This is a genomic window from Vibrio sp. 1CM2L (genome assembly GCF_023161695.1).
Classification (GTDB): Bacteria; Pseudomonadota; Gammaproteobacteria; order Enterobacterales; family Vibrionaceae; genus Vibrio; species Vibrio coralliirubri.
Genome location: NZ_JALNTT010000003.1, coordinates 848,725 through 867,193, shown reverse-complemented (window position 1 = coordinate 867,193; position 18,469 = coordinate 848,725). Strand labels below are relative to the sequence as shown.

The window sequence follows — 18,469 nt, the reverse complement described above, 5'->3', positions numbered from 1 at the left end:
CGCTCCATTGCGCTATCGCCGTTAAAAATAGCGCCATTCAACATTTTTAATGAGTACCCAATGTCGAAACTATTTTTCAAAGGCCGTATCGAAACAAGACAGAACCACGTTCTTGCTGGCTACAACGTAAACCGCGATGTAAAAGCGGGTACTGAAGAATCTCCAATCGCTGTAATAGTTCAAACTGAAGCGCGCAAAGCAGAAGTTGAAGCACTAGCTGCTGAAAATACTATCTTCGTTACTGTTACAGTCGACGCAGACAAAGAAGAGAACACCATCGAGCTTGATACTCTACTGAACAAGCCAAAAACGATGACGTTTGAAAAGACCCCTAACCGTAACGACCCATGTTCTTGCGGTAGCGGTAAGAAATACAAGAAGTGTTGCGCATAAGCGCTTTGACTTGAAGAATTAAAAAACGGACCGGTAGCAATATCGGTCCGTTTTTTTATACGCTAAGGAAGCTTATTCAGCGTAAGACAAATTATTAAACGTCAGACAAACTGAAGCCACTAAACTTGGCGAAATTAGGCGTCGCCTTACTGCCACTGAACGTATAAAGCATCACACCCTGGTCACTGCCTACTAACGAATCAAACGTGATCACTTCCTGCCATTGTTGTTTTTCTAACGGACGGAAATGAGCGCTGACTTTTCCGCCTTGCTTTACGAGCTTAACCGACACACTAGATTCACTAAACAACAGACGTTCCTTGATCTGTGGCTGACCATTTTGTTCTACAACGAACACCAATGAACGCTCGCCCATGAACATCTCTTTGCTCACTTTAATGTAGTTGTCGTTATCCCAATAAATACCTAAGCCAGCTTGTTCAAATGCACGGTTTGGATCTAATTGAACCGTCACTTCTGTGCTGTAATCCGCGCTAGATACTGGATGAACGAAGATATTATCAACATCAGCTGAACCCGCACCAAAGATATTGCCCTCTTGCACTTGCAACGTCAGCACGCCGTTTTCCAAAGACCAATGCTCAGGGTTTTCATTTCTGATTTGCCAGTTAACGAGGTTATTCATGTTATTAGTCCTTGCTGCTAGATCATGCGTTGACGGAGTTGATAAAACACATTGTCGAGTTCATCGGCGTTTTGCTTTTGAATGCGATTAAGCTCTCTTTGTACAGAATCGTACATAAGTTGGTTATCCATGTCTTTCAATGCAGCGTAGTAATGAATGCGACGTCCCAAGATAAAGTTATTCTGGTCATTTTCACTCATCATATTGAAACGGTCTATTGTCGCTAAGAACTTCGCTTTATCCTCTGGCAACTGTCCGTTCAGTTCCATCAACAAATTAATACCGTGATAGTTACCATAGTTGCCCGTCACGCTGTTTAGTTTGCTGATCAGTTGATATTGTTCTTCAAGCATTTCACGTTCGCTAAGTGGTGTGAACTCTCCATCCTGCACCAGTTCATCCAATTCGGTTCCAGGCTTCACAGCAAGCGACAGAATGCGTATTTCATCTGGGTTGATTTGGTTAAGTAAGGCCGCCGTTTCTTCAACATGCTGCGCCGAATATTCTTTACCACCCAAGCCAAGGATAATGAACGTCATCATCTTCATACCCGCTTGCTTCGCGAACTCGGTCGATTTCAAAATAGACTTCGGCGTAATGCCTTTTTTCATCAGTTTCAGAACATCGATAGAACCCGACTCCATACCGCAATAAAGCATGTTGAGTCCTGCATCACAGATGGCTTTCATCTCTTCAGGCGACTTCTTAGTCATGGTTTGCGCTCGTCCATAAGAGCTGATCTGCTTTAACTCTGGGAAGGCTTGTTTGAGTGTATTCAACACATCCAGCAAGTCTTCGGTATCCATAGTGAATGAATCACCGTCTTGCAGAAAACACGTCTCAAACTTACGGTTCTTATAGAATGCTTTCGCAGCCCAAATGTCTTTCTTAATCTCTTCAACGGGACGAATTGCAAACTCCATCCCCTCAAACAGCGTACAGAATTTACATTTGTTCCAAGGACAACCTTGGGTGGTGCGAATCAATAAGCTATCCGCTTCTGAAGGTGGACGAATAGGCCCTTGTTGGAACTGATACTGTGTCATTTGAATGCCCAATAATTAACTATGCACATAGGCTACTGGAAGTTCATTCAATGAAAAACACGGTACAATTTGAATTATTATCAAATAAAAACGGATAATTGAAACAGAAGAATGTTGAAGTATTAAGTAGATTAAAGGCTAATCAAGGTTGTCCGGTGTACGTAAATTGGTTCCACACTTTGTACATTTATAGTCACCGTTTCCGCCACTTGAAGCTAGCGACGATAAAATCATTCCAAGCAACCCTGGCTTCTTTTCATGTTGTGGCGCTTTTTCGACTTGGTTACTGAACATAGTGTACTTGTGCAGTGTCAGTTCCTTACAGTTACTGCAGAACGCTCTCGTCTTCTCACTTCCATACATAATATCTATCGCCTTGACTCAAAGCACAAACTAAACATATGGCAAATATGCCACACGTAGAGTTAAATCTAAATATTTTCATGAAGTTATGAGTAAGTAAGAGCGTTTAAAGAAAAGTAAACTCTCGACTGTTAAGTGACGTGTTGGTGAACAAAGTTATTCAATTCAGTCACGCTTCTGATGATGTAAACCTCTTTCTCTTTAGCCCGCAACTCTAACTGCGCTCTAAAGTCGTCATTCCAAAATTTAGGACACAGTTTTAGTGTCTTATAACTTTGTATCGTCCCTTTTATAACTGAACTTCCATCAGGCCAGCCTTCAGGTTTAACAAATAAACCTTTGAGCATTCTCTTGGTCACAAACCAGTAGCTAATTGAATAAGGAAGGTCGATATAAACCAAGGTATCAGCTGCATCTAAACGTGTGTTGAACGAGCCTAGAGGGCCAAAACCATCGATGATCCAGCTTTCTGACTTAAGTATGCTCTCATGAGCCTCCTCAAATACTTCACGTTCAACAAACTCTCCGTTGGCCTTGTAAACAATAGAGTCCAATTGGTGAAGCTCTATACCTGTAGCTAGTGCTAACGCCTTGCTGACTGTGGACTTTCCACTCCCAGGCTTACCAAAAACCGCGATCTTTTTCATATGACTTCCTCTATTCAGATAAAACCCATAAGACAGCGACAAAAAACCCACCTTACGGGTGGGTTCGATAAACAAAGCGCATCAACAATCCCACCATTCCTATGGAATGATGATAATTCGTTGGTTAGATGGCGCTAAATTCAGTTTCATAAAACTACTTTTATATACTGTTGCTTAATTGTCAACACAATGACTAATGGGCGATATCATCGTCATATCGCACTCACTAATAGTCTTAATGAGTGCTTATTGGTCTTGGTTATTTCGCTTTCTTTTTCGCCACTGTCGCTTCTGATAGCTTGCTTAGTACACCCGATACTTTCTTAACGACCTCGTCACAGCCATTGATCGCGTGACGCTCTACCAAGTAATTAGGATCGTTGTAAGACAACCATACTTTCTTATTTGAATCTTCAGTGACTAACACCTTCTGCGGTAAATCTATCGCGACTTCTTGAGCACATTGCATTAATGGTGTCCCTACTTTCGGGTTACCAAAGATGATGACTTCCGTTGGCCTCAATTCAAGATCGACCTTACTCGCGTTTTTCTGATGGTCGATTCGCGCAAACAAGGTCAAACCTTTGCTCTTGGCGATTTCTTCAAAGCGGTCAGCGGTCTCTTTCACTGAGTAATTACTTTGGTATTTAATCAAACCATCAGAAGCCGCAGCTGAAAATGATGCCGAGAGTAAAATGGCGCATAGTGGTAGTAATTTTTTCATCGTCACCTCAGAGATTTAACCTAATCAAACTTACATTCATAGCGCCACTTCCAAAATCAGCGACGTAACCCATGTCAGTATAGACGCGTTTCCATTCTCAGTTTGCAGAGAGGATCACTTTTCCAATGCGTCTTATTATCATCAGTTTAGGTTAACTCAACGCTAACCATTGGCTTTGTAACTTGAATGTCTCGTCATCAAAATCGATGGTACCTTGCACACCTAGTGGCGTGACTAGCATAGGATGAGTGTGGCAACTGTCGAAGCCATACAGGATCGGGACATTTTTACCGTTCAGCACTTCAAAAAGTACATCGAGTGGGGTCCGCCCTGTCCCTTTGTCATCAAACAGCTCATGTTTGCCGAGTACAATAGCGCCTACTTTATCGAATACTCCACAAGCCAATAAGTGCGCGAATGAACGCTCGACCGCTTCAATGCCTTTTAGTGAATCTTCAATAAGCAGAATATCGCCAGGCTGAATTTCTGGCATGTATTCGCTGCCCCAAATCCCGGCCATCGTACTCAGGTTGCCGCCAATCACGCGACCGCTTACTTGACCTCTTCCCATGAAGTGCCATTCGTTATTGTAAACTGGCTTTGAAGAGTCTTGAGTTTCCCAATCGTGTTTAATGTCCGTCCAACTCTCAGGCATCGTGTACTGATGTTGGCTTGAATCCGAACATAAGATGTCAGTAAATGATTGGAAGGTTTCGTCGACTAACGGCGGGAACTCACCAAATGACGCGACGAGTGCCGGACCATAGAAAGTCACCAATCCAGTTTTGGCGTAGATGCCTAACAGTAATGCTGTGGCATCTGAATAGCCGATGATGATCTTAGGGTCGTTTCTAAGGGCGTCATAATCGATGTATGGCAACAGTGAGTTGCTGTTGTTACCACCAATGGTAGACATAATGCAGCGCACGTTAGGATCTCGAATGAGCTGATTGAGTTCTTCAGCTCGTGCTTGAATGGAACCAGAACGATACCCTTCTGACTCTCCAGTTAACGAACCTTCAACTAGAATGAAGCCCTGCTTTTCCAAATAACATTTGGCACGAGAAAATCGATTAGGTGCAAAGACCGTTGCGGGCGATGACGGTGAGAAAAATCCGATTTTGTCACCGATATTTAAAGCTTTTGGGTATATCACTCGTTTGTCCCCCATAACAAAATAGGAATAATACGCCTGATTGAAACTCACTAATTCGTAAAACAAACGAGTTCTTTAAGCGAGTTGATTTCGGGATTAGAGCTCAAAAAATTAAGGTTGAATCTAATTTTCATCCCCAATCAATGCCACGATTTAGTTCCACATTTCTCACACTGGTATTCGTAATCACTGTCGACATAAAAACCGGGAACATTATGGTCACCTCTAAACAATAACGTCATCAGGTACTCCATCAACACGCCTAACTTCCATTGTTTCTTTTCAGATTCAGCGTCCGCTTTAGATTCAGTATCGGAAGCGTTAACAGCAAGGTGCGGGGTAAGTGCGTTGCACTGCTCACAGTGATAAGGGTGTCTAATATACGCATTATCAAGCATTTACATAAGCCAACTAACATTTATAAAGTTGATACATACTAACAACTTATCACTCGGTTCTCTAACTTATTGTTGTCCACTAGAGTTTTATTAGAAAGAAATGAGACACAAGGTAAGTGCCATGTATCTTGAATCTACTTTAATTGGCATTGCGGGTGTTCGATAGCAGAAAAATTTAGTTAAGCGCTTTAATTAGAACCGTGTATTTCCACAGGTTTACGCCATCTTCTTCAAACTCGATACTTGCTTCTCCCCCCTCTTTATCAAGAGTAAAAAACGGCATATCACCGCTAGACTCACCATCTTCATAATCGCATGACATTTTGGCCTCTAATAGAATAGCGTTAGCTTCATGCTTAGAAAGAACACCCGAATAAATGCATTCTTCAGTTTGAGATGAGACTTCCTGACCGAAAGAGTGGAACTTAAAGGTTGGAAAGTTGAGTTTTGATTCAGAATCCTCGACAGTGACCGACACTTGGTAATCGATAGCTTCAATATTGTTATCGGTTGCAAATACACAACCGGAAACGCCAAGTAACAATACAGCTAAAGCAGTGGTTTTCATGTGGTTTTTATTCCTTCAACAATGGGCTTGCTACTCTGAAGTAACACTATGAATTCCCGGGGTTAATTTAAACGTTGTTAGGTGAAACTTGTTTGCCATTCCTTGGCAAGATGGTTAACTTTTACTTTAATAGCCCTTTGTCCGCAGCACCTTCAAGTTGCACTTCTAGTTCTTTCCATAGAGCACGACTGCCTTTAGAAATACGCTCGCCATTGAAGGTCAGGACTTTGTCTTTGGATATGTTGTGCTTCTTCCAGCTGTGACCACCACCATGAATGTTATGAAGCAAAGGCGGCACTCTATCGATCGCCTTACCAAATCTGGCTTCCGGCGACTCACCCGCTTCGAACTCAAGCCATAGATCCAAGTACTCGGTGCTTAAATGGCTCGGCAATGATTTGAGCAAGCGCTCGACGCAGTTTCTCTCTTTGAGCTTGTTTTCTTCGGTTTCACTGGCATAGATGATAGTGTCTCCTGCATCGATTTCCCCAAGGTCATGAATCAGCAACATCTTCATTACTCGGGTAATATCGATTTCTTCATTGGCATAGTCTTTCAACATGAGCGCGCTCAAACAGACGTGCCAACTGTGCTCGGCCGAGTTTTCATATCGGTCCAATCCAACTGGTTTTGTCTGTCGATGAACATCCTTTAATTGTTCAATTTCGACCATGAATTGCAGAATGCCTTTGATTTCTTCCACGATGAGCTTCCTTAACTTAAGTTGATGATTTATCCGAGCTGAGGGTTAAAAGAGCGACAAAGGGTCGTTACTCCCAATAAACCGACATTTTGTAATACGCAACGCACGATTTTTCAAATTCAGAGCCTTCGACAGCCATCCCAAATTTTTGATAAAAACCTAAAGCCGTTGTACGCGCATCGCACCAAAAATATTGGATGTTTAAATCTTTGAGGTTCGAGATTGCATGTTCAATCACGTTTGAACCGATTCCCTGCCCTTGGAATTCAGGCAGCGTCGCAAACTTTCTCAGCCTCGCTTCATTGCCTTGGATATAGATAGACGCGACACAAACCAACTGCTCACCAATAAACGCACCGTAATGCGTTGCGTGTTCGTCATCTGGCACCATACAAAACGACATCGGTTTATCAGGCCAAAGCACTTGATGCCTAACCGGAAGTACCTCCGTCGCTGAAAGCTGTTTTATTTCCATATTCTCGGTTTAAACTCCCGACTTGATGACCCTTGTTGTAATTGCATCGCTTGTGATTGCCATGGTTGTTATTACTTAGCTTATTATTACTAAACTTGGTAAGTCATTAAGTGATAACGCTCTAGTCCCTCTCCTTTTGTGGATGAGATAACAAAGCCTTGCGACTGATAAAAGCCAATGGCGTTTTCATTAGCAGTCAAACACTTCAATGTCAGATCAGGGTAATGTTGTTTGCAAGTCTTGAGTAAAGCAGAACCAGCCCCAGAACGTAGCGTTCGCGGGCAAACATAGAGGTGATGGATGAAACTTTCAGGTTCCCAAACAGAGGCAAAACCTAAAACCTTGTCGCCAGAAACAGCCACCCATATTTCTTCACCTTCTGTATCTAAATCGAAATCGGATAACTTGAAAGCGTCGGCATCAGCCCAATGAAAGGTGTCCTGTCTTGATTCTAGATAGAGCGCCTGTAAAGCGGTTAAATACTTGGGTTGATACCTTGTGACTTCCATGTCGCTCCTGCCAATCCGTATGACTAGAATTAGGGTTGTTGACTAAGCTTATCTACCTGTTAGCCATAGGGTGTTCAGGGTTTAACTGAAGCAGATCCCACAAGTTACCGTAAAGATCTTCAAACACAGCAACGGTACCGTAACCTTGCTCTTTAGGCTCTCGGACAAAGTTAATGCCCAAAGACGTCATGCGTTCGTAATCACGCCAGAAGTCATCGGTGTTTAAGAATAGGAATACGCGTCCACCAGCTTGGTTGCCGATGAAATCGTGTTGCTCAGGCTTGGAAGCTCTAGCAAGTAATAGGCTCACACCGGTTGAATTTGGTGGAGCAACAACAACCCAGCGCTTATCTTCTTCTGGTAGATACGTGTCTTCGATGAGATCAAACTTAAGCTTGTTTACATAGAAATCAAGCGCTTCATCGTAGTCTTTTACCACGAGTGCAATGTGGACAATATTCTGTTTCATAACATACCTTGTTGGGGTTTTAGCTGCGTGGAATAATGCCATGAAGCAGGTAAAGACACTAGGTGTCGCATCATAAATCGTAGTATCTCGTCCTTCACAATCTAAAAGCTACGCATCACCTATAACTCCCAGAATCCGAGTTCGACGCCACCTTGAATAACAATGGCACACATGCCGTGACGTGGTAACTCCATTGGTGGTACTGCGACTTCGGCGCCTAGTTTCTCGGCTGCGTTGACTGCAGACTGAATATCCTCAACCAGCGTATAATGACGAACAGTTGGTTCTTCAGTTTCACGAAGCGGTGCTCGAATGCCAATTACCCCGCCATTAGATAGCTTTGCAGTGCGCGCCCCACCAAGGTTCACATCTGCACCACTGAATTTCACGTTGTAGAGCTGAGCGTATGTTGCACAAACAACATCGACTTCTGGGGTAACCACTTCAAGATATTGAACTTTCATCAAATTTCCTTCTCGAGTTCTTTAAGACTCTCAATCTGCATACAACTGTGCAGGAGTGCTTCATAAAAAATTAATCGGTTTCATATTACTAAGCGATTTGACCGCGCATGATAAATTGCGGGCCTGCTGCGCCACCTAAATACTGCTCACTGGTATCTTCGAAGCCGCCTTTCTTATAACAGTTGAATGCTGCCGGATTTTTGCAATTCACAGTTAAGTAAATCGACTCATACGCTGAGTAATTCGCTTTTAAATATGGAAACAAAGCTTTGACCGTGCCAGTTCCTAAACCTTTACCTTGCTGGTTTTTATCAAGCACAAAAGCTCTTAAGCCAATGCTTCCTTCTGGGCAGAATTCGTAGTGCTCTGAGTAAGCGATATCCAGCTTAAAGAAACCAACAACTTCGTTATCAGACTTAATCACGTGCAAGTACGTCGTTTCACTGCCGTCTAATAGAAACTCCGCAGCTGTGCCAGCGAACTTAACCTGTTCATCGGCGAGTTGGATGGCCTGAACTAACGCCACATGTGATTCTTCAAGCCTTTCGATAGTTATCATTGTTGTTCCTTCTGTATAACACGCACGAAAAACCGACTAGAGCTCATCGCTAGTGTCTCGAGAACCGTAGTTTGGGAAGTTGATATTAAGAACGTTATCGTCCTCAAGCGTGAATAGAACACTTCCATTCTCTACACCAGTTTCGTTCCTATCTGAACAACCTAGAAACAGCTCCCAATCAAACGAATATTGAAGTCGATATTGATTCGCATTGATGTGTAGAACGTCTTTGATTTTGATACCGTTCACCACATGTGCCATATCATCGATGTATGACAGATCAGGGATTAACTTTTCTTCGAAATCACTCTTATGCTCAGTTAAGAAATTGAGCAGTTCAGAACATAACTCGGAGCCATGAACCGATGGTTTAGACAGACTAGAAAACAACATTTCTAAATACTCCAAGGATTGTTTTGATATTGGGAAGATGCGCGCGAGTCTGTTACAAATTCAAGCTCAGCCAGCGCGAACCGTTAAGGCTAAACGTTACTATTATCCGAGCTATTAAACGAGTACATTCGAACTTCATCTCGAGGAAACCAGCCCAACTTTTCGTAAAACTGTTGAGCGTTGATATTGTCGTTATAGACAAACAAGTGAGTTTTAGGGATACCTAACCCTGCAAGTGCGTTGACCGCCTCTGCGACAAGCTTACAACCTAATTTTTGCCCTCTGAAGTTGGCCGAGACAGCTAAGTGTTGTAAATACCCTCGACGCCCATCCGTTCCGACTAACACAGCGCCAATGATCTCGTTGTTATTTTCAGCCACAAAACTCAGACCTGCGTTACGGTTTAAATAGCTCCCAATACTTTCTTTCGAATCGGCATCGCGAATACTCATGCCTTCTGTCTGGGACCACAATGCGATCACTGAGTCGTAGTCTGAAATTGCCATTTCCCGAATGTTGACCACTCTACTCTCCTTGTATATACGGGCGCTTAATACGCTACTTTTTGACGAGCGACTTTGTGAGAAACGATAGCGAGGAATCTACAGGGTGATTTTCTAACACCATCTGGCATTCATACCCTCGTTTCTCATAGAAAGGCTTCGCTTGGAAACTTAATGTATCGACCAATGACGACGTACAACCTTGAGACTTCGCATACTCTTCAATACGCTCAAGTAGCTCACTACCTACTTGCTTTCCTCTCACCGAATCGTCGACCCAGAGAAACTTAATCAGTAACCAGTTCCCCCAAAGGTCAGCGATAATGCCACCGACTTTGTTGCCTTCCTCCATCGCGTAGTACGCAACTTGAGACTTGGGGATCCCTTCCAGAAACGGTGTGTTGTGTTTGATTAACCCGCCTCTGACTTCATTAATGTCTTCATCGGAGGGCTCGATATCGATTTTATATTCCATGCTATTCCTTGAGGTCTTGTTACTAAATGGATCATTCATATCGAATCTACTTCATGAAAACCAACAATGCTCAGTAGCGCTATTTCTGATTCAAACAGCTGTTAGTTTGAATGTTTTATATGGCTTGAAATAGATTCAATACAACGCTTTGCTGACTCACTTACACCAGAGAGTTGAAAGAACCCATGGATTACACCCAAATAAGGCTCATATCGCGCTTCAACACCTTGTTCAGCCATCGATCTGTAGAGTCGCTCCCCTTCATCACGCAGTGGATCAAACTCTGCAGTAATGATCGTTGTAGTTGGAAGGCCGTCAAAGCTTGCATTTAGAAGGTTAAGTTCCGGTTCGTGCAATAAATTGGACTCGCTACCTGCGTATAATTCGAAGCCAGAAAGCAACATGTTCGCGGTGATAATATAGTCTGACCCGTTTTCCACGTAACTGTTTGAGCGGCCATTAGGGTCTAACATTGGATAGATTAGAATCTGCTGGCGCGGTAGCCACGAATCAAATTTCTTAAGTCTCAATGTCGTAGCCAAAGCTAGTTGGCCACCAGCACTGTCACCAACAAACACCAAGTGGCCTGTGTTGCCACCATACTTCAGCCCGCATTCTTTAATGCCGAGTACAGCTTGGTATACGTCGTCGTGTGCCGCTGGGTAAGCGTGTTCTGGCGCGAGTCGATACTTAATGCAGATAACAATAGAGTTCGATTGAAGAGCAATTTGTCTCAATTGAATATCATGAGTTTTAAAGCCACCACTGATAAAACAGCCACCGTGAAAGTATACAGTGATCGGTAAATTTGGCTCGCTCGTTGGTTTATAAACTTTTACCTCAACGCCATTTATTATATCTAGAAACTCGCGCTCGACTTGAGGGCTATCACCCGCCAAAACGGTACTGCCCATATAGCCCGCTCGTCTGTCTTCGAGAGATTGTTGTGAAGGACAAGGTTTACCATTTAACTGAAAATCTTCGACTAGCTCTTTGATGCCAGACTCTAAATACTTGGTCATTTTTATATTCTATGCTGAAAAATCAGCGGAATAATACACCCACACAAACACATGTATATCCATACAGATACAATCTGTGAGCTAAGACTTACTTGTAGAGGCTAAACTTCTTTGTAAACTCACGTAGAATTTCCGTGTCACCAAACAGGCATACACCAAGATACTCAAGGTCTTCTTCTTTGGTTTCTTTGGTTCGTTTCTGCTGCTCAACAGAACCACCTTCGATCATTGAGCTCGTAAAATCTGTAAATTTAATCCCTCGGATGAAGGCTTCTTCGCGCACTTTTCTAAGCTTATTTGAGTTGTCTGCTTTCAGCACGATGAAAGGATAGTGAGATAAATTAGGGTGAACATTACCATCCAAATCTTCATAGTCAACGTAGCAAGCCTCTTCACTTTCTAATCGATTAGATAGGCCAACGCTCAAGTGCCCTAGCACGTTCAATGTTCTTCCTAAATCCATCTTTTTGCTCAAAATCGCTATGAATCGTTTTTGGCTTTCGTCTGGTAAATTGCTCACTACATATCCTCATTCATTCTTAATCGCACTATTTGTATAACGCATTACTGGGGCGTGAGCAATGCAACCTTAGTACTCAGTTAATACGTTTAGTCCATCCAATAGTGCCGAGCAAAGACCAGTATATGGTATCCAACCACAAGGTCATGACTTAATGAATATCTTGGCAGAACCTAAACAGATAACCGTCTGGAGTTTGAACGATGAACTGCTTCTGAGTCGCATTCGAATCACCACATTGATAAGACTTCGACTCTAACGCTAAGTAAATAGATTCAGCGGCACTTTCGTTAACTCTCTGATATAGAAGTTCGATATCGATAACATCCCATTGGAAGTTTACGCCACGCCCTAAAGGTAACGCCAGATCACCTGAAAGCAATTTTCGACTTTTGCCCGCAATCCCTTCAAGCATCACATCAACACCATCAAGCGTTAGATAAGCAAACTCCTCATCTGGGCGCTCGTATTTCACTTCAAACCCTAACACATCGACAAAGAAGGATTTGCTCACATTAATATCGAAACAATAAAGCTCCGGAACTACTCGTAACGTCATGATTTATCCTTTGCACGTGCACTTAGAAATATGGAAAACTGTTCAGGATATCCACTTATCAAAAACAGCTTCAATATTATGTCCGTCTGGGTCATGAATAAAACATGCGTAATAATTTTCGGTGTAATGTGGACGGGGCCCTGGAGCACCATTGTCTTTAGCTCCGGCCAACAGCGCAGCATCATAAAACTCATGGACTTGTTGTTGGTTGGCGACCCGAAAGGCAATGTGGAAACTCGTTAAAGGCCCCTCTACGTTCGAACTGCACATCTCAAATAAAAAGCCTTTTCCTAAATCAAACGCCCAGAACTTTCCCTTTTCTCCAAAGGCGACTTTATACCCCAGTGGGCGAAACGCCTCTTCATAGAATGTGCGGCTTTTTTCTAAGTCACTTACGGAGACGGTCACGTGGTCAATCATATTCTTACCTTAAGATTCGATGAGCAGAAAGATTATCTCAACGCCCTTATTCTTTGAAGCAAAACCAAACATATCAACCCACTAAAACGTAAAGCCATAGGCTCAACGTGTAGCACAAAGAAAGTAACCAACCGTTGTCAGGCTTCAATCGGCTCTCCAATTTAGGTCGCTGTTGTATTCGATTCTGCCACGACAAAGTGTTCTAGCTTGAAGATGTGATGCTCAGGAATTCTTCTACCGACAGGGGTAAAGTACTCATCATTCAGATCAGCCAATGTCTTGTTTTGTGTTAATGCAAAACCATTTTCAGACAACAAAGTTTCGATCTCTTCAGCGTTGAAGAACGATACCCAAGGTTCACCGACCTTTGCGGATAAGTTTTTAATGGTTTCCGCTCGCTTCGTCGCCTTGGGATACCCTTTACCAAAACAAGCTTCAGGATCATTTTTTAGCGATTCATCGACATACGATATAAAGAAAGTAGAACCCGAATGTTTTGTAAGCTCAGACAGCTCTTTAATGGTCGAGGCTGTCGCGTCTTTGCTTATGTATTGCGAAACACCTTCTAGGGTAATGATCGTGCGCTTCGATTGATCGAACCCCGCCGCTAAGAGCTGTTCGGTGAGTGACTGGCGATTAAAATCTACGCCGACATAGCTAACATTGCTCGCGTTAGGCAAATTTTTAGGCAACTTAGAGCGCTTTCTAACTTGAACTTCGGGCTGGTCCACTTCAAAAACCTTCAACGAAAAAGGCTGTTCAAGGCGATGAGCTCTCAAGTCATACCCAGCCCCTAATATGATGTATTGCTCTGAGCCACTCGCCGCATTCTTTTCGACAAGATCATCAATGAAGCGGGTGCGAGAGATTAAGTGCTCATGAAAACCTGGGGCAAACTTTTGAGTTATCCAAACGCTAAGCTTATGCCCCATGAGTTTGATCAGACTTGCACTTAAAACAAACAGTTTTGCATAAGGGTCGTTAATCACGCGCTGATTAGGTTTAGCCAAGGTTTCGATATATCGCTGCTTTGCCACACCCTAGGCAGTGCCGTCTTTTCTAAAAATCGAATCACTCATAAAGCCCCCTTCTATAAAAACTTACGCTGTATTATGTCATGGGAAACAAGACAGCAACCTAAAACCATAAATCTTGATGCATAAACTCAGACTTAGCTCCAAAGTACCAAAGGTTAAGCATCTTATTTTTATTCTAGAGGCCTATTACGAGACTTTCTTTATTGGCTGACATACTAACAACACGTAAACCAATACGAAACTAAGCACAATGGCACCTAAAGTGCTAAACCCAGCATAATCCATTGATATCGAAAACGAGAAAGGGGCAACAAAGAAGAGTGAGTAGTAATAAATAGTAAAAGGCTTCAATACTTGAGCGCATTGTTTACATGGCATGTGCTTGGAAGGATGCAACTTTGATTTCTCTTTGATAGAAACCGCCGCCCCACAATTAGGACACTTGAACATCGAACATCTCCTTAATACGACCAAACCTACTGTTTCAATACTGCAAGGCGTTGTGAAAGAGCCTTGTTAGTTGACTTAGTACGCTGCACCATTGATCTTACGAACTGGGATACTTGCAAGCACTTCATTTTCGGCCATTCTCATATTCACGGCCAAAATATCTGCGGAGCATTTCTCGGTCGTTACATAGTGCGTTAAACATCCACATGACTTACAACGATGAAATTCGACTTCTTTATCGCCCCAGCAATAAAACTCAGTTTTCTCGCTCAAGTTGATCTGAACTTGCTCTGGAGAAAAATACGCCCAAGCGGCAGCATAACGTCGGCAGATAGAACAATTACACTCCCCGACTTCATCTGGAAGCGAACTCAGTTCTAAACTCACGCTTCCACAGTGACACTTTAATTCCATTTGATTACTCCCTGTATTCACATAGCAACGAACTAACAATTTGCATTACTGCGCTAGCTTCGCAAGGATGACTGGATCGCTCAACAGATTCGTCAGAGGAAGAAACAACGGCTCAGGTAACTCATCTAGCTTAAACCATTTCCATTGCTTACATTTATCCGGCTCTGTCACCTGTGGTTCGCCGCTAACGTCAGAAGCAACAACAAACAGCGTTATATAGTGCTTGTTCTCTTTCTCAAAAATATCATTGGTAAAAGAGAGCTTCTCAAATGCATTAACAACCAAGCCAGTCTCTTCGAGTGTTTCGCGTTTGAGTGTTTCGCGTTTGGCACACTCTTCAATGCTCTCACCCCATTCAAGATGTCCGCCCGGCGTTGCCCATGTATGAGCCCCGTGAGAACCAATTCGTTCTCCAAGTAACACTCGCCCTTCACGTAGAATAACCGCAGCGACACCTACTCTTACTTCCTGACTCACTTAAAACTCCTTGTTTCACGGAACGTGTGTTGCGTCGGGAAAAATATAATTAGACAAACATGAAACCGATTCACACTAGAGCGTCTAAGCTCAAGCTCTATAGGATAAAAAAAGATAGACATAGCGCGAGTTTCAGATAGTAGCCCTTTTAAAGTATCGCGGCTCTAAAGCTGGAAGGTCCGAGAATATGTATAAAGTAAGATGACTCAATTAACCTTGGTCCGTTAGCTAACTCCAAATTATGACTAAAAGAGGTTAAGCACTCCCAGCGCTAAATTCCTACCTTGTTCCGTAAACAACCAAAGAAATCCGCAGACATTTAACAAAATCGCAACCCAAAGGATGAATTTGAAAGGCTGCTTTCTTGATTTATGTCGTAGCTGGAATTGAGCCAATAACGCTCCTGGCCAACCACCTAAAAGAGAAAGCATATAAAGTGTTTTCTCTGGCGTTCTCCAATCCCCGCTCAGTGCAGCTTGCTTATCCCAAGCGAACATAAAATACGTAAAGATGCTCAATACAATATATAAAGGGATCAGCAGTTTCTCACCATTGAACACTATGACCGATGCGGTCGCTGCTACCAAAAAACTAAACCCGAACAAGACCGTGAAAGGAAAGCCATTAGCACCTTGAACTATCACACTTTCAGCTTTTAGACGCCCTTCATTATCTTCCGTTACTTCAAAGGTAACACTGTCTTGTACTTTAGGGCGGTAACCGCGATTTGTGACAGATGAAATATGGAAAAACACCTTCAATTCACCACCAACAGAAGAAATGAAACCGTAACCCTTAGAGTCATTCCACTCTATTACCTGACCTTTGATCATAAAACGTCCTAATCTCTGACTTATAAGGGTTAACGTAGCATCACTCGATGCCTCTTAACATATAGCGGTCTAATAGACCAAAAACACCGAGTGTTTAAATACTTTGCGACGACTATACTTTAAAGCGCTTCATTAACTCTCTTTTAGAGCCCATAAGCTCTTGGTAAGATGATATGTCTATTTTGAAACACATGTGATTCTTATCATGCCGTATGTAGAAACCAGACTTATGCTGACGTAAGTAATCAGTCGGAATATCGAGCAAATGTAGATTCACACCATCTTCAAGTAAAAAATAGATTTGCTTAACCCTATTATCATCAATTTTGTCCAATGAAACCTCTAACCACCAAACAGGTAGAGCCTTGTTAATCTTGGAAAAATGAGTATTACGATTTTGAAAGTCAATACCATAGATACTTCTCGCTCGCTGCATTGCTTCTGACTTTTTCATGATTCATGTCCTAGCCTCGGATACAAATCAATTATAGCAACGAATAACATATCAAATATGCCAAGGAGATGTATAAACACTCAAACTACTGATTGATAGTATTGGAGAAGAAAACAAGTTACGCTACACATTAATACGCCTACCTGTCGGCATTGCTTCCAAACGCTCGCCTAATACTTCTTTCAACAGGCCATAAGCTTTCTTGCCTGTGCAGTGCCCTGTATAAAGTTTATCGATGGGATATTGAGACAACGTCAATCCAAGCTCTCTAATGTCTTGCTTTGTGCCACCAATACTATTAAACAATGGTAACCCTACTAGATGGAATCCCCCGACAACGGCTTTTATTCTCTCTCCTGGGAACAAAGTAACGGCTGTATCAACCATATTGAGAACGCCACTATGCGCACAACCGGTAAATATAACTAAACCGTCCGGCTCTTTAATCACTAACAGTAATTCATGATCAAATAAGTCACGCTCTCGTTGATTCTTCGACTGTGTATATAGGTATTTATTGCCCTTAGGTTGTTCGTGTTTCGCGCTAATATCAGTAATAACAAAGACATTGGGAGCGATCTCGGTCGTACGATTGACGAAGACTAACCGCTCATTGCTGTTTTCTAATAAATCCTTATTGATCCCGACATCACTTTTGAAACCAAAAGCCCGGAAGTGATAGCTTTTCTGTTCGCAATTTTTCAGAAACACTTTGGCTTTAGAGTTATGAGCAACAAAATCAGCGGTGCCATTACAATGATCATGATGTCTGTGTGATATAACGGCGAGGTCTACATCTTTGATATCAATACCCAGTAACGGTGCGTTTTGACAAAACGTATCGCCACTTCCCATATCGAACAAGATCTTTAGCTTCTCGGTTTCAATATGCAGTGATAGCCCGCGCTCAACAGCTAAGTCTGTCCTGTTATCCAGTCGAGAGTTATCAACCAGCGTCGTTATTTTCATAGTTCTCTTTTGATTTATTTACGTCAAGTGCTGTTAAGGTCTATCCCTCACAAACAATGCCGAAAACCGACTAACTTAAACATAGGCGTACACATTCTTGGAAATACCACATGCCATGATTCACATCTAAGCTGTTTGTGGTTCTGACACCGCTACACTTTCATTTAACCTTATATACATCAAGTGTTTGTCGTAGAAATTATTTCTCGCACAACCATGTTGTAACGCCTTTTTATAGATTGAAGCCACAAATATATCAGCAACGTTAAAGTCACTGCCTACTGCAAACTCTGATTCACGACAGATTGACGTACTTAACTTTTCTAGACAGCACATAATCCATTCCCCACGAAGCTCCCGCTTTGAACGCTCATGTAGCTCTGGACGCATGAACCTTAATACTGTTCTGTTTTGAGGGGAATGAATACTAGAGTTTACGTATTCGCAAACTCTACGAATGTGCGTTTTTTCAACAAGGTCTTGTCCAAATAAGTTGGGGTTAGGGAATCGCTCTTCAAGATACTCAATAATCGCCATTGATTCAGAAAACACCGAACCATCGACCGAGAGTGATGGAACATAACCAAAAGGATTTATATCTAGGTATGTGGTCGTTAGTTCATCAGAGCTAACCTCGATTCTATCGTAAGGTATCCGCTTGAAATTAAGCACCCACTCGACCCTTTCGGAACTGTTCGATCCTTGTGCGCTATACAATAAGGCTTGCATACATCCTCCCCAAAGCATGCTGATGCGTTAAGTTGTAAACTGCGTAACCGCACTTCCAGCATTTATCGATAAGCCAAACTGGTTTGAACTAAAA

The 18,469-nt window shown here is 42.5% G+C and carries 29 protein-coding genes; 1 reads left to right on the top strand and 28 read right to left on the bottom strand.

What is annotated here, in order from left to right; all coding sequences use genetic code 11:
* Positions 1–60: 60 nt before the first annotated feature.
* The gene (locus tag MSG34_RS14015) at positions 61–393 is read left to right on the top strand and encodes a PBPRA1643 family SWIM/SEC-C metal-binding motif protein (RefSeq protein WP_248338013.1); all 333 of its coding nucleotides are present in this window, start codon (positions 61–63) and stop codon (positions 391–393) included.
* Between the two features lie 94 nt (positions 394–487).
* Here the strand turns inward: MSG34_RS14015 and MSG34_RS14010 are convergent, their stop codons facing one another.
* The 28 genes from MSG34_RS14010 to MSG34_RS13875 form a co-directional block, all read right to left on the bottom strand.
* Entirely contained in the window at positions 488–1,039 is a 552-nt protein-coding gene (locus MSG34_RS14010) for a DUF1349 domain-containing protein (RefSeq protein WP_248338011.1), read from the bottom strand.
* A gap of 17 nt (positions 1,040–1,056) precedes the next feature.
* Positions 1,057–2,085, bottom strand: a complete 1,029-nt coding sequence (locus tag MSG34_RS14005; RefSeq protein ID WP_248338009.1) for a radical SAM protein — start codon at positions 2,083–2,085, stop codon at positions 1,057–1,059.
* Between the two features lie 138 nt (positions 2,086–2,223).
* Positions 2,224–2,448, bottom strand: a complete 225-nt coding sequence (locus MSG34_RS14000; RefSeq protein WP_248338007.1) for a hypothetical protein — start codon at positions 2,446–2,448, stop codon at positions 2,224–2,226.
* A 131-nt stretch (positions 2,449–2,579) separates the two neighbouring features.
* Positions 2,580–3,095 carry an adenylate kinase gene (locus tag MSG34_RS13995; protein ID WP_248338006.1) on the bottom strand — a complete coding sequence of 172 codons (516 nt, stop codon included), beginning with the start codon at positions 3,093–3,095 and terminating at the stop codon, positions 2,580–2,582.
* Positions 3,096–3,354: 259 nt separating this feature from the next.
* Complete coding sequence (locus tag MSG34_RS13990) at positions 3,355–3,819, bottom strand: DUF302 domain-containing protein (protein WP_017066540.1); 465 nt, start codon at positions 3,817–3,819, stop codon at positions 3,355–3,357.
* 151 nt (positions 3,820–3,970) lie between these two features.
* Complete coding sequence (locus MSG34_RS13985) at positions 3,971–4,975, bottom strand: S66 peptidase family protein (RefSeq protein ID WP_248338004.1); 1,005 nt, start codon at positions 4,973–4,975, stop codon at positions 3,971–3,973.
* A 140-nt stretch (positions 4,976–5,115) separates the two neighbouring features.
* Positions 5,116–5,373 (bottom strand): hypothetical protein, encoded by a 258-nt coding sequence (locus MSG34_RS13980; protein ID WP_248338002.1) that lies wholly within the window; start codon positions 5,371–5,373, stop codon positions 5,116–5,118.
* Between the two features lie 175 nt (positions 5,374–5,548).
* Positions 5,549–5,941: a hypothetical protein gene (locus tag MSG34_RS13975; RefSeq protein WP_248338001.1), complete on the bottom strand. Its 393-nt coding sequence runs from the start codon at positions 5,939–5,941 to the stop codon at positions 5,549–5,551.
* A gap of 121 nt (positions 5,942–6,062) precedes the next feature.
* A complete protein-coding gene (locus MSG34_RS13970) occupies positions 6,063–6,644 on the bottom strand; it encodes an HD domain-containing protein (protein ID WP_017104340.1) in 582 nt (193 codons plus the stop codon).
* Positions 6,645–6,711: 67 nt separating this feature from the next.
* Positions 6,712–7,119 carry a GNAT family N-acetyltransferase gene (locus tag MSG34_RS13965; protein ID WP_248337999.1) on the bottom strand — a complete coding sequence of 136 codons (408 nt, stop codon included), beginning with the start codon at positions 7,117–7,119 and terminating at the stop codon, positions 6,712–6,714.
* A gap of 89 nt (positions 7,120–7,208) precedes the next feature.
* Positions 7,209–7,628 (bottom strand): GNAT family N-acetyltransferase, encoded by a 420-nt coding sequence (locus MSG34_RS13960; protein WP_248337997.1) that lies wholly within the window; start codon positions 7,626–7,628, stop codon positions 7,209–7,211.
* 52 nt (positions 7,629–7,680) lie between these two features.
* A complete protein-coding gene (locus MSG34_RS13955) occupies positions 7,681–8,097 on the bottom strand; it encodes a VOC family protein (RefSeq protein WP_009846821.1) in 417 nt (138 codons plus the stop codon).
* Between the two features lie 119 nt (positions 8,098–8,216).
* Entirely contained in the window at positions 8,217–8,561 is a 345-nt protein-coding gene (locus MSG34_RS13950; protein ID WP_237290474.1) for a hydroxylase, read from the bottom strand.
* An 88-nt stretch (positions 8,562–8,649) separates the two neighbouring features.
* The gene (locus MSG34_RS13945) at positions 8,650–9,120 is read right to left on the bottom strand and encodes a GNAT family N-acetyltransferase (RefSeq protein WP_248337995.1); all 471 of its coding nucleotides are present in this window, start codon (positions 9,118–9,120) and stop codon (positions 8,650–8,652) included.
* A gap of 36 nt (positions 9,121–9,156) precedes the next feature.
* On the bottom strand, positions 9,157–9,513 hold the full coding sequence (locus MSG34_RS13940) for a hypothetical protein (RefSeq protein WP_050649971.1): 357 nt from the start codon (positions 9,511–9,513) through the stop codon (positions 9,157–9,159).
* A gap of 89 nt (positions 9,514–9,602) precedes the next feature.
* Positions 9,603–10,037, bottom strand: a complete 435-nt coding sequence (locus tag MSG34_RS13935) for a GNAT family N-acetyltransferase (RefSeq protein WP_248337992.1) — start codon at positions 10,035–10,037, stop codon at positions 9,603–9,605.
* 34 nt (positions 10,038–10,071) lie between these two features.
* A complete protein-coding gene (locus MSG34_RS13930; RefSeq protein ID WP_248337989.1) occupies positions 10,072–10,491 on the bottom strand; it encodes a GNAT family N-acetyltransferase in 420 nt (139 codons plus the stop codon).
* 101 nt (positions 10,492–10,592) lie between these two features.
* Positions 10,593–11,513, bottom strand: a complete 921-nt coding sequence (locus tag MSG34_RS13925; protein WP_248337987.1) for an alpha/beta hydrolase — start codon at positions 11,511–11,513, stop codon at positions 10,593–10,595.
* Between the two features lie 88 nt (positions 11,514–11,601).
* Positions 11,602–12,033, bottom strand: a complete 432-nt coding sequence (locus MSG34_RS13920; RefSeq protein ID WP_060981973.1) for a DUF2000 domain-containing protein — start codon at positions 12,031–12,033, stop codon at positions 11,602–11,604.
* A 151-nt stretch (positions 12,034–12,184) separates the two neighbouring features.
* A complete protein-coding gene (locus MSG34_RS13915) occupies positions 12,185–12,592 on the bottom strand; it encodes a VOC family protein (protein WP_248337985.1) in 408 nt (135 codons plus the stop codon).
* Positions 12,593–12,634: 42 nt separating this feature from the next.
* Positions 12,635–13,012 carry a VOC family protein gene (locus tag MSG34_RS13910; RefSeq protein WP_248337983.1) on the bottom strand — a complete coding sequence of 126 codons (378 nt, stop codon included), beginning with the start codon at positions 13,010–13,012 and terminating at the stop codon, positions 12,635–12,637.
* 161 nt (positions 13,013–13,173) lie between these two features.
* Positions 13,174–14,049 (bottom strand): class I SAM-dependent methyltransferase, encoded by an 876-nt coding sequence (locus MSG34_RS13905; protein ID WP_248337981.1) that lies wholly within the window; start codon positions 14,047–14,049, stop codon positions 13,174–13,176.
* A gap of 525 nt (positions 14,050–14,574) precedes the next feature.
* Positions 14,575–14,913, bottom strand: a complete 339-nt coding sequence (locus MSG34_RS13900; RefSeq protein WP_122081503.1) for an aldehyde-activating protein — start codon at positions 14,911–14,913, stop codon at positions 14,575–14,577.
* 45 nt (positions 14,914–14,958) lie between these two features.
* On the bottom strand, positions 14,959–15,390 hold the full coding sequence (locus MSG34_RS13895) for an NUDIX hydrolase (RefSeq protein ID WP_248337979.1): 432 nt from the start codon (positions 15,388–15,390) through the stop codon (positions 14,959–14,961).
* Positions 15,391–15,635: 245 nt separating this feature from the next.
* The gene (locus tag MSG34_RS13890; protein WP_048611194.1) at positions 15,636–16,223 is read right to left on the bottom strand and encodes a cold shock and DUF1294 domain-containing protein; all 588 of its coding nucleotides are present in this window, start codon (positions 16,221–16,223) and stop codon (positions 15,636–15,638) included.
* Between the two features lie 112 nt (positions 16,224–16,335).
* A complete protein-coding gene (locus MSG34_RS13885; RefSeq protein WP_017078746.1) occupies positions 16,336–16,677 on the bottom strand; it encodes a hypothetical protein in 342 nt (113 codons plus the stop codon).
* Between the two features lie 123 nt (positions 16,678–16,800).
* Positions 16,801–17,646 (bottom strand): MBL fold metallo-hydrolase, encoded by an 846-nt coding sequence (locus MSG34_RS13880; protein ID WP_193841373.1) that lies wholly within the window; start codon positions 17,644–17,646, stop codon positions 16,801–16,803.
* Positions 17,647–17,772: 126 nt separating this feature from the next.
* Positions 17,773–18,375, bottom strand: coding sequence for a glutathione S-transferase family protein (locus MSG34_RS13875; RefSeq protein WP_248337977.1), 603 nt, complete (start codon positions 18,373–18,375; stop codon positions 17,773–17,775).
* Between the last annotated feature and the right edge of the window lie 94 nt (positions 18,376–18,469).